The following is an 11556-nucleotide window of genomic DNA, read 5'->3' as shown; positions in this document are numbered from 1 at the left end:
AACGGACGAGGGAATGCGCGTGAAATCAACCACAAGAGCCGCAGCCAGTCTTGCCGTCGCCATCGCTTTCGCCATGGCCCCGGCCGTTCACCTGACGGGTGAACGCATCGCGTCGATGCACGGGCACTGAGCCCGGCCCGCGACACCCCACCGCGTTCACACGCTCCCCCCACACCCCGCGTCTTGACGGGAATGGCGCCGCTCGCCCCGCGCATTCTGGGACCTCCGCAGCACACGCGGTGCGGTCCGGCCTGAGCCTGCGTTCCTGACGAACTGTCTGTTCGCCGGGAGGGCACTGTGCTGCCCGCATTTTTTGTCGATCTGTCGTTCCACTCATCCCGCGCGCGTCACGTGCATCACCGGCTATCCGCCGGTGCCTGCGGTGCGGCGCATGTTCCTTACCAAGAGTACCCAGAGGCGATCATGAAATCACTGAATACACCTGTCGTTCATTGCCTGGCCCTCACGGCCGTGACCCTTGCCGCGCTGACGGCCTGTGGCGGCGGCGGAGACAGCGGCGGTGGCGCATCGTTCGGCGGCTCCGGCCTGAACGCGCCGTCGCTGGCCAACGCGCCCGCGGCCGACAGCGGCGACACCACCAAGAAGACCCCCGACGACGGCGTGCCCGCCGCAGCCGACTCGGCGGTGGCCGCGGTCGATCGTTCGGCCCGGCCGATGGAACTGCCCGACACGGTCTGGCCCGTGAACTACAAGCTGTGGTTCCGCCCCGATGCGGCGCTCAAGACTTTCGTGGGCCGCGCCGACGTGGAGATCGACGTGCTCAAGCCGGTCGACGCCATCGTCGTCGCCGCGCACGACCTCAACTTCGCGCGCGGGCGCACCACGCTGCGCAAGGTGTCCAAGCCGGGCGAGGCGATCCCGCTGATTCCCACGCCGCAGACGCGCGGCGACTTCGTGCAACTGCGCCTGAACGACGGCCAGATCGCCAAGGGCAAGTACCTGCTGCACATGGAGTGGGACGGCAAGATCCAGTTCTCCGACGCCGAGTACTGCACGCCGGAAGTGATGGCGAAGAACCCGCTGTGCTCGGCCGCGTCGGGCATCTTCAAGGTGGGCCTGTCGACGCCCGAGGGCGTGAGCAGCGACGCCATCGTGACGCAGGGTGAAACCAACTTCGCACGCCAGTGGTTCCCGGGCTGGGACGAACCGGCCTTCCGCCACACCTTCGAGATCTCGGCCGAGGTGCCGGGCGACTGGAAGACCGTGTCCAACGGCGCGCAGACCGAGGCCGTGAAGCTGCCCGACGGCTACCAGCGCGTGGCCTTCGAGAAGACGCCTTCGATGCCGATGTACCTGGCCTTCTTCGGCGGCGGCAAGTTCGACATCCTGGCCGACACCTTCAAGAACCCGCTGGACGGCAGCGACATGGCGCTGCGCTGGTTCACGCCGCCGGGCCGCTCCGACTGGGCCAAGTTCGCGATGGAGTGGACCAAGGTCTCGATGGACTACTACTACAAGTACACCGGCATCTCGCTGCCCTTCAAGAAGTTCGACACCGTGGCCGCCAACGACAGCTACGACAACAAGCCCAACACCGGCTTCGGCGGCATGGAGAACTGGGGCGCGATCTTCGAGTTTGCCGATGCGGTGCTCACCAAGCCCGGCGACAAGCCCACGCTGTACTCGGTGACCGTGGTCACGCACGAGGTGGCGCACCAGTGGTTCGGCGACCTCGTCACGCTCGACTGGTGGGACAACGTGTGGCTCAACGAGTCGTTTGCGCGCTGGTTCGAACGGCGCACCACGATCAAGTTCCACCCCGAGTACTACAGCTTCTCTGACTACGTGCTGGACAAGCACAACGTGATCGTGGCCGACCTGAAGCCCTCCGCCGTGCCGGTGCAGCGCAACCTGAACGACGCGGGCTCCTTCGGCTTCATCAGCCCGGCGATCTTTGTCTACAACAAGGGCAGCCACGTGCTGGAGATGGTGCAGAACTACATTGGCGAAGAGGCGATGCAGAAGGGCCTGCAGATCTACCTGAAGGACTATGCGTACGGCAACGTCACGCCCACGCGGTTGTGGACCTCGCTGGAGAAGGCCGCCGGCGGCAAGAAGGTGAGCGAGATCGGCGACAGCTTCATCCGCCAGACCGGCATTCCGCTGCTCACGGTCGATGCGCAATGCGCCGGCGACCGCACCTACGTCAGCATCACGCAGGAGTCGTTCCCCAACCAGAACCAGTTCCCGGCCTCGACGTGGACCATTCCCGTCACGCTGGCGTACGGCGACGCGATGGAGAAGCGCGAGACCTTCGTGATGTCGAACAACGCCACGCAGGTCGAGCTGCCGGGCTGCACTGCGGTGCTGGCCGGGCCGACGGGGCAGGACTACTACGTGAGCAACTACAGCGCACCCTCGTGGAGCAACCTGCTGGCCAAGGTGCAGAACTTCGCGGGCAACAAGCCGCTGCTGCTGAACATCGAGCGCGATGCCTTCCGCCTGCTGGGCGTGGGGCGCATCACGCAGGCGCAGTACGACCAGATCAAGGGCGTGCTGAACCTGCCGGCACCGCTGCTCGCCAAGACGCAGCTGAGCCAGCAGAAGATGGCGGCGGTGGACGCGGGCGGCAAGGAAGAGTACCCGCACGCGCTGCGCTTCCAGGGCAAGCTGCCGCTGCGCGAGAACCAGAAGCGTTGAGTTGAACTGAACTCACTTTCGTGAACCCTCGCATGTGCCGCTCGGCGGCGCATGCGTCACTTCATTCGAATTCCATGAAAACTCTTCTGAACTCTTTGCTGGCAGTGGCCTGCGTGTCACTGTTCTCGGCCTGCGGCGCGCGCGGCGGGCCCGAGACCGAATTGGTCGGTGTCTACGCCGTCGAACGCAACGGCGTGCTCAAGGAGGTCGTCAAGATCGAGCGCGACGGCGACCGCTACATCACGCGCGACAAGGTACGCACCCCCGAATGGAGCGAGCCCAAGATGCAGCTGCAGCCGGTGACGCGCGAGCGCTGGAGCCGCATCACCACCGACACGGAGAACACGTCCTTCGTCGGCATCTCGAGCGACCAGCTCGGCATCTTCAAGGTGCCGCCCGGGTGGCAGAAGAACGGCTTCAAGACGCAGACGGGCTACTTCCTGTTCTATTCGCAGGGACCGGTGGAGGCGCACAAGCTCTGACCGGCCGCCGCCGCCACCACGACAGCACCCAGCGGGCACAGGACACTGGGTGCTTCCCGCAGCGAAATCAAGGAGGAGGGCGAAGCCCGGGGGACATTCGCGGAGGGAAGTACCCGGTGGCCTGTGCACGCGCCCTGAACAAGAGCGCTCAGTTACGGCGCAACGATCGCACCTTCGATGCGATGGCGCTTCAACGCATCGGCCACAAAGCCTGAAGCCTTCATCTCTTCGACAAAGGACGAGAGCAGCGCCTGCGCATCGGCCCCCCGGCTGGCCGGCGTCCCCATCGCCTGCTGGATCACCATGAAGCGCCCCGGCAGCACACGCACCCCCGGTGCGCGGGCCGCTTCGCCTTCGAGCAGTTGGCGGATGCCCGCCGCCACCTCGACCTCGCCTGCGCGCAATGCCGCGAGCGCAGGGCCAGCGCCCTGAAGACGCACGATCTCGGCCGCCTTGATTTCGCGCGTGAGAAACAGGTCGTAGGCGCTCCCAGAGCCGACCGAGATACGGTGGCCTGCAGCATCGACCTGCGCGTTGTCGGTCAGCGCAGAGGATTCGGGCACGAGGTAGCTGCCCTCGATCAGCACATACGGCGCCGTGAAGCGCAGCCCTTCGCTGCGCGCCGGATCGACCGCGAAGAAACCGATGTCGGCCTTCTCGTTCTTCACCGCGTCCACCGAGGCCGCGGCCTTCTCGAACACCACCAGCTCGATGCCCACGCCAAGGCGCCGCGCGAACTCGCGGGCCAGGTCGATCGACACGCCGACCGGTTCGCCCGTGGTGGCGTCCTTGTTGGCCAGGATCGGGTTGCCGAGGTTGATCGAGGCGCGCAGCGTGCCGCTGGGCGCGAAGGCGGTCACGAGGGCGGAAGAGGGCGAAGTGGTCATGGCGTCCGTTCGTCGGGAAGGCGGAAGGAGGGGATGAAGGCCGCCAGTTTACGGGCCGTGCGGCCGCAGTTCAGCGCGCGGACATGGGCTCCAGCCCCGTCTTCGCGATGGTCGGCGCCGCGGCCGGCGCGTTGAGGTAGCGGATCAGCTGGCGCGCCGCCTCCGGCTGCTTCGAGGCCGCGGCCACGCCGGCCGAGAACACCGTCACGCGCTGCACCTCGGCGGGCAGCGGGCCGATGTAGTCGATGCCCTCGATGGGCAACAGCTCGCTCACCTGCTGCAGGCCGAGGGCCGCGTCGCCGCGCGCCACCACCGTGCCCACGCGCTCGCTGAGGATGCGCTTGCTCTTGGGCTTGACCTGGTCCTCGATGCCCAGCGTCTTGAGCAGCTCGGTCTCGTAGTAGGTGCCGCTCGCGCTCGCCGAATAGGCGATCGACGGCGCCGCGAGCAGCGTGCGCTTGAGCGCATCGACCGTGCCGATGTCCGGCTTGGGCGCGCCCTTGCGCACCGCGAAACCGATCGACGAACGCACCAGGTCGACCTGGCTGCCCGCCACCACCTTGCCCTGCGCCACCAGCGCATCGAGCGCGGGGCGGGCCAGGATCACGACGTCGGCCGGCTCGTTGCGCCCGAGGCGGCTGGGAATCGAGTCGGTGGCGTTGCCCATCGACGCGCCATAGGCCGTCTTCACGCTGCGGCCGGTGCTGCGCTCGAAGCCGGGGCGCAGCTCGTTGTAGGCAGCGGTGAAGCCGCCGGAGGTCATGACGTGGATGTCGCCCGTGGCGGCGGGTGGGGTGCCACCACCGAGGTTGGTGCAACCGGCGAGCGCGAAGGAGGCGGCCAGCGCCAGCGCGGCGCGGCGGGTCAGGGCGGAACGGGGGAAGGCGAAGGCGGTCACGGCGTGTGTCTCCTGAAGATCGTGCCGTGCCATCGTAGGGGCCGAGGCTGTCAATCGGCCTTCAGGAAATTCGGGGTTACTACCAGCTACCCGCGCGAAGGCTTGGGCGGGTCCGCGTCCTTGGCGGGCGCCCCCCCCGCCGGCAGGCGCCCCCGCTTGGCCAGCCCTTCGCGCAGCAGGAACTCGACCTGCGCGTTCGCGCTGCGCAGCTCCTGGGCCGCCAGCCGCTCGATCTCAGCCCACAGGGCCGGATCGATGCGCAGCGGGTAGGACTTCTTACCGGGACTGGCCATCAGGGAACAACGACGTGGCGGCGGTGAACAGGTGCCGTGGATGCATCAGGTGTAGAGCGTGCCCGTGTTGACCACGGGCTGGGTTTCGCGGTCCGAGCACAGTACCACCAGCAGGTTCGACACCATCGAGGCCTTGCGCTCGTCGTCGAGCACGACGAGGTTGCGCTCCGACAGGCCCTTGAGGGCGGCCTCGACCATGCCCACCGCGCCCGCCACGATCTGGTGCCGCGCGCTCACGATGGCCACCGCCTGCTGGCGCCGCAGCATCACCTGGGCGATCTCGGGCGCATAGGCCAGGTGCGTGAGCTTGGCGTCGAGCACCTCGACGCCGGCGCTGGCAAAGCGCTGGTTCAGCTCGGCCTTGAGGGCGTCGGCCACCACGTCGAGCCCGGCGCGCAGCGTGACCTCGTCGCTTTGCAGGTCGTCGCCGCTGTCGTAGGCGTAGAGCGTGGCCAGGTGGCGGATGGCGGCTTCGGACTGGATGGCGACGAACTTGTTGTAGTCGTCGATCTCGAACACGGCCTGCGCCGTGTCGTGCACGCGCCAGACCACGGCCGCGCCGATCTCCACCGGGTTGCCGCGCTTGTCGTTCACCTTCAAAGGCGGCGTGTTCAGGTTGCGCGCGCGCAGCGAAATCTTCTGGCCGGCCTGGAACGGGTTGGTCCAGCGCAGGCCCTCGGTGCGGTCGGTGCCCTGGTACTCGCCGAACAGCGTGAGGATGATGCCCTCGTTCGGCTGCAGCATGTACAGCCCTGGCAGCAACGCCACGCCCGCGACGATCAGCAAGACGTTCATGGGCAGCGGCATCATCCGCTGCACGAGGGCCCAGGCGCCGAGCCCGATCAGCACGAGCGACACGGCCACGAGGCCGTAGCCGTTGACGGACCGGTAGGGGCGCTCCTTGCGGACCTTGCGTGGTGGGGTGGGGGTCGTGTCTTGCATGGGGCCTCCGTTAAAAGTGATATCACTTTAATATCTTTTCGGAGGCCGTCAAGCGGTTTTCGGCGCCGGCCGGGGCCGGGCCGATGTACCCGCGGGCAATCAAACGATGAGGTCGAAGCAGCAGCCCGCGTAGTAGGGCTTGTCGCCGCCATCGACGAAGGGCACCTCGATCGGCTTGCCCTCGTTGCGCCACACGTCGCGCTTGCGGTAGCCGGCGCGTGCCAGGTCGGCCAGCAGCTCGTCGTGGTGCTGGATGCGGTAGGCGCACACGGCCACGCCGATGCTGTTGAGCGTGTAGATCGTGCGCTCGGGGTGCACGGCCGTGGTGTTCATGACGATGCGCCGGGGCTTCACGGCGAGCGCGGAAAGAATCGCGTCCATGCGCATCGGCAGGTACTGCAGGCTGCCCGAGACATACAGCACGTCGCAGCCGCTCGCGTCGCGGTAGTCGGTGGTGAAGCCGAGCTGCGTGGTCGCCTCGCGCTTGACGGCCATCGCGCGGCCGCTCTCGACCACGCCGGGCACGTCGCACACCGTCCAGCGCAGGGTGTCGGGGTAGCTCAGCACGCGCCGGAAGGCGTAGTACTTGATGCCGACGTGCCCGCCCAGGTCGAACACGCGCGTCAGGCCCGCGTCGATGGAGCGGCCCAGCCAGAAGAGGCCGGGATAGTCGTAGAAATAGATCTGCGGGCTGTAGAGCTCGCCCGCGTCGGCGTTGGCGTAGCCGACGGCCTTGGTGGGCGGCGCGCCGGCCTCGGCCGCCTCGAAGCTCTCGAACGACCCCATGAAGAGGTTCTCGTCCGTGTTGTTCAGGAACTTGCGCCGGTAGGCGCTTTCACGGGGCGGGAAGGTCAGCAGGCTTGAAAGCATCTCTCTCTCCTGTGGCTCTGCCCATTCTGAGCGCAACCGGCGCTTTTGGGGCGATAGCCCAGCGCCGCGGGGGCGGTTACCCCGTGGGGGTTTACATGCCGCTCGCCAGTGCCGCAGCCGCCGCGCGGGTCTCCACCCCCAGCTTCTCGAAGATGTGCTCCAGGTGCTTGTTCACCGTGCGCGGGCTGGTGCCCAGGATCTCGCCGATGTCGCGGTTGGTCTTGCCCTTGGCGAGCCAGGACAGCACCTCGGTCTCGCGCGGCGTGAGGGCCGCGTCGGCCAGGCGCGCGGCCGGGCCTTCGCGCTGGATGGCGAACAGCAGCATGGTCTCGCCGAGCGCCGCCGCGCCCAGGTTGCGCACCGACAGGCGCATGCCCGTGGCGGTGCCGATGGCGATCGACGCACCCGGCGCCAGCGCAGGCTCCACCGACGCGGGCAGGCGCCCCGGCGCCACCGGGTCTTCGAGCGCATGCAGCCACAGCGCGGCCTGCGGCGAGCGCCAGGCGATGCGCCCGCGCGTGTCGACGAACACCACGCCCATGCCCGCCACGTCGACCGCGTCGCGCGCCATGCGCGTGATGCGGGCGTTGCGCGTGTGGGTGTGCAGCCGCGCCAGCACCTCCTGCGCGCGGATCGGCTTCACCACGTAGTCGACGCCGCCGCACTCGAAGCCCTCGACCACGTGCGCGGTTTCCGACAGGCCCGTCATGAACAGCACCGGAATGTGCGCCAGCGCCGCGTTGGCCTTGATGCGCCGGCAGGTCTCGAAGCCCGAGAGGCCGGGCATCAGGCCGTCGAGCAGGATCGCGTCGGGCACCACCAGTTCGAGCCGCTGCAGCGCGGCCTCGCCGTCGGCCGCCACCAGCACGGTGTAGCCGCTGGCCTCGAGCGTGTCGCACAGCATGCCCAGGCTGCTGGGGGCGTCGTCCACCACCAGCACGACGGGGCGTTCGGATTCATGACCGGGCGAGGGGAGTGTCTGCATCTTCTGCCAGTGCGTTGCGGAGGTTGTCGAGTTCGAAGCGCGCGACCATGCCGCGCAGCCAGGTGCAGGTGGCCGCCGCGGCGGGCGAGGCCGCGGCCAGCCGGTCGAGCGCGGTGTGCAGGCCGCGCACGTGGCCCATCTGCACCAGGCGCATGAGGTCGGCGCGGTCGTCTTCGCCGAGCGCGAGCAGGGGCGGGCGCGGCGGCGCCAGGTCAGGGTCGGCGGGCGGCGGCAGGGCGTCGCCGGTCGCCAGCCATTCGAGGCCCAGGTGCCGCTCCAGCGTGGCGATGAGTTCCGACTCGATCACCGGCTTGCCCACGAAGGCCTGGCAGCCCGCGGCGCGCAGCCGGTCGGCCTGGTTCTCGAACATGTTGGCCGAGACGATGATGATCGGCAGCTCGGCGAAGCCCGAGGCCCGCACCGAGCGCGCGGTCTGCCAGCCGTCCATGTCGTCCATCGTCAGGTCCAGCAGGATGGCCGAGGGCAGCTCTTCGCGCAGGCTGTCCAGGCACTCGGTGCCGCTGGCCGCCTCGCGCACCGTGAAGCCCAGCGGCGCGAGCATGCCGGCCAGCATCTGGCGCTGCACCGGCTGGTCGTCCACCACCAGCAGCGTGCGGCGCTCCCCCAGGTAGCCCGACACCGGCTCGCGCGAGCCCGCCTGCGGGCCGGGATCGGCCACCTCACGCAGGTACACGCGCACGCTGAAGGTGCTGCCCGCCGACGAGGTCGACGCCAGCTTGAGCTCGCCGCCCATCAGCGAGGTGAGCAGCCCGGTGATCGTGAGGCCCAGCCCCGTGCCCGGCTCGCCGCGCCGGCGGCCCGCGGCGCCGCGCTCGAAGGGCAGGAAGATGCGCTGGCGGTCCTGCGGCGCCACGCCGATGCCGGTGTCGACCACGTCGAAGCGCAGCACCTCGCGCCGCGCGTCCACATGCAGCGTGACGGTGCCGCTGTCGGTGAAGCGCACGGCGTTGGTCAGCAGGTTGATGAGAATCTGGCGCAGCCACTTCACGTCGGCATGCACCCACGGCGGCAGCCGGCCCGCATGCGTGTAGACGAACGCCAGGCCCTTGGCCTCGGCCTGCGGGCGCACCATCTGCACCACCTGGTCGAGAAAGGCGGGCAGCGCCAGCGGCGAGGGCTCCAGCTGCAGCCGGCCGGCCTCGATGCGCGCCAGGTCGAGCAGGCCGTCGATGAGGCCCAGCATGTGCTCGCCGCTGCGGTGGATGGTCTGCACCGCCTCGCGCGGCGGCAGGGCCGCGTCGCCGCCCTTGAGCAGGATCTGCGAGTAGCCCAGGATGCTGTTGAGCGGCGTGCGCAGCTCGTGCGTCATGCCGGCCACGTAGCGCGTCTTGGCCTGGTTGGCGGCCTCGGCGGCTTCCTTGGCGGTCTGCAGCGCGGCATCGGTGCGGCGGTGCGCTTCGATCTCCAGGGCCAGCAGGTTGTTGTGGCGGTTCGATTCTTCCTGCGCCATCTGCCGGCTCTCGCTGCCCAGCACCACCCACCACGCGGCCACGGCGGCGATCACCGAGAGCAGCGCGAACACTTTCAAAAAGGCCGTCGCCATCGCCGAATCGATGGTGCCGGCGATGGCCTCCTGCGCGTAGACCACGCCGACCACGGTGGCGAGCAGCGCGATCAGCGAGGTGGCGACCAGCAGGTAGTGCGCGACGCGGAAGTTCAGCCGCGCCGACAGCGCGGGCGGCAGCAGCGCCTGCAGCCAGCCGCTCATCTGCTCGGCGGCGCGCGAGTCGGTCTTGCAGCGGTCGTGGCAGCGTGACTCCAAGGTGCAGCACAGCGAGCAGATCGGTGCGCTGTAGGCCGGGCAGTGCGCCATGTCTTCCGACTCGAAGCTGTTGTCACACACCGAGCACTTCACGCTCTGGCCCGGCGTCCAGCGGTCGATGTCGGTGCGCGCCAGGTAGTAGCGCCCGCGCGTCTGCCACGCCAGCAGCGGCGACACGGCCATGGCCGTGGCCAGCGCGATGAAGGGCGAGAAGGCCCGCGCCCACTGGCCGAGAGCGCCCGAATAGGCCAGCATCGCCAGTGCCGCCGCCACCAGCATCGCGACCAGGCCCACGGGGTTGATGTCGTACAGGTGCGCGCGCTTGAACTCGATGGTCTTGGGGCTCCAGCCCAGCGGCTTGTTGATGACCAGGTCGGCCACCAGCGCGCCGACCCAGGCGATGGCGATGTTGCTGTAGAAGCCCAGCACGTGCTCCAGCGCCGCGAACACGCCCAGCGCCATCAGCAGGATCGCGATGGCCACGTTGAACACCAGCCACACCACGCGCCCCGGGTGGCTGTGCGTGAGGCGCGCGAAGAAGTTCGACCACGCCAGCGAGCCTGCGTAGGCGTTGGTCAGGTTGATCTTCATCTGCGAGACCACCACGAACAGCACCGTGATGCCCAGCACCCACGCCGGGTCGCGCAGCACGTACGAAAAGCCCGTGAGGTACATCTGCGTGGGCTCGATCGCGTGGTTGGCCGGTATCTCGTGCTGCAGCGCGAGGAAGGCGAGGAACGCGCCGCCCATCATCTTCAGCATGCCCGGAACGATCCAGCCCGGCCCCGCGACCAGCACCGCCGTCCACCAGCGCCCGCGGTTGGCGGCGGTCTTCTCGGGCAGGAAGCGCAGGTAGTCGACCTGCTCGCCGATCTGCACCACGAGCGAGAAGGCCACGGTGGCGGCAGCGCCGAACATCAGCGGATCGAAGCCGCTGCTGTCCGAGGTGCGGCCCACGAGGCCGGTGAAGTCGGCGTACAGCTCGGGCTTCTTCACCATCACCGCGATGAAGGGGCAGACGAACAGCACGATCCAGATCGGCTGCGTCCACAGCTGCAGCCCCGAGATGAGCGTGATGCCGCGCGCCACCAGCGGAATGATCACGATGGACGACACCAGGTACAGCAGCCACAGCGGCCAATCGAGGTACATCTGCAGCGCCAGCGCGAGGATGGCCGCCTCGAGCGCGAAGAAGATGAAGGTGAAGCTCGCGTAGATCAGCGAGGTGAGCGTGGAGCCCAGGTAGCCGAAGCCCGCGCCGCGCGTGAGCAGGTCCATGTCCACGCCGTGGCGCGCGGCGTAGTACGAGATCGGCAGGCCCGTGAGGAAGGTGATGAGCCCCACCACCAGGATCGCCCACAGCGCGTTCGAGAAGCCGTAGCTCAGCGCAATGGCGCCGCCAATGGCCTCCAGCGCCAGGAACGAGGTGGCGCCGAAGGCCGCGTTGGCCACGCGGAACTCCGACCACTTGCGAAAGCTGCGCGGCGTGTAGCGCAGCGCGTAGTCCTCCAGCGTTTCGTTCGCGACCCAGGCGTTGTAGTCGCGGCGGATGCGAAAGATCTTCTGTCCGGAGACGGATGTCATGGCGGGTTCTCGCGGCGGCGGCAACGGTGGCATGCGGCAAGTACAGCAAGAAGCGCTCCCTGCTGTCCCGTGCCTTGTCTGCTCGCGAGTCTGCGGCCCGGGCAGGGGCGCATCGCTACGTTGAATGACGTATTCGCGAGTACGCAAGTGATTTCTAAAGTACCAGCCATG

General features: G+C 68.5%; 9 protein-coding genes. 2 read left to right on the top strand and 7 right to left on the bottom strand.

Features of this window, described 5'->3' with window-relative positions:
• Positions 1–423 precede the first annotated feature (423 nt).
• The gene (locus tag AC1RAD_RS15425) at positions 424–2661 is read left to right on the top strand and encodes a M1 family metallopeptidase (protein WP_492735725.1); all 2238 of its coding nucleotides are present in this window, start codon (positions 424–426) and stop codon (positions 2659–2661) included.
• Between the two features lie 74 nt (positions 2662–2735).
• The gene (locus AC1RAD_RS15420; protein WP_492735723.1) at positions 2736–3143 is read left to right on the top strand and encodes a hypothetical protein; all 408 of its coding nucleotides are present in this window, start codon (positions 2736–2738) and stop codon (positions 3141–3143) included.
• A 152-nt stretch (positions 3144–3295) separates the two neighbouring features.
• Here AC1RAD_RS15420 and AC1RAD_RS15415 read toward each other — a convergent pair whose 3' ends face one another.
• From AC1RAD_RS15415 to AC1RAD_RS15385, 7 genes are all read right to left on the bottom strand, one after another.
• Positions 3296–4030 (bottom strand): ABC transporter substrate-binding protein, encoded by a 735-nt coding sequence (locus AC1RAD_RS15415; RefSeq protein ID WP_492735721.1) that lies wholly within the window; start codon positions 4028–4030, stop codon positions 3296–3298.
• A gap of 70 nt (positions 4031–4100) precedes the next feature.
• Entirely contained in the window at positions 4101–4928 is an 828-nt protein-coding gene (locus tag AC1RAD_RS15410; RefSeq protein WP_492735719.1) for a substrate-binding domain-containing protein, read from the bottom strand.
• Between the two features lie 86 nt (positions 4929–5014).
• On the bottom strand, positions 5015–5221 hold the full coding sequence (locus tag AC1RAD_RS15405; protein WP_492735717.1) for a type II toxin-antitoxin system antitoxin: 207 nt from the start codon (positions 5219–5221) through the stop codon (positions 5015–5017).
• 45 nt (positions 5222–5266) lie between these two features.
• Entirely contained in the window at positions 5267–6163 is an 897-nt protein-coding gene (locus AC1RAD_RS15400; RefSeq protein ID WP_492685444.1) for an SPFH domain-containing protein, read from the bottom strand.
• A gap of 99 nt (positions 6164–6262) precedes the next feature.
• Positions 6263–7033, bottom strand: a complete 771-nt coding sequence (locus AC1RAD_RS15395) for a TIGR04325 family methyltransferase (RefSeq protein WP_492735715.1) — start codon at positions 7031–7033, stop codon at positions 6263–6265.
• A 91-nt stretch (positions 7034–7124) separates the two neighbouring features.
• Complete coding sequence (locus AC1RAD_RS15390) at positions 7125–8018, bottom strand: response regulator transcription factor (protein WP_062474629.1); 894 nt, start codon at positions 8016–8018, stop codon at positions 7125–7127.
• A complete protein-coding gene (locus AC1RAD_RS15385; RefSeq protein ID WP_492735714.1) occupies positions 7990–11385 on the bottom strand; it encodes a hybrid sensor histidine kinase/response regulator in 3396 nt (1131 codons plus the stop codon). The genes AC1RAD_RS15390 and AC1RAD_RS15385 overlap by 29 nt, the downstream gene beginning before the upstream one ends.
• Between the last annotated feature and the right edge of the window lie 171 nt (positions 11386–11556).

It is taken from the genome of Variovorax sp. GW823-FHT04B03 (assembly GCF_058796495.1).
Note: the sequence above shows the minus strand (reverse complement) of the source record. Positions and strands in the feature narration are given on the sequence as shown.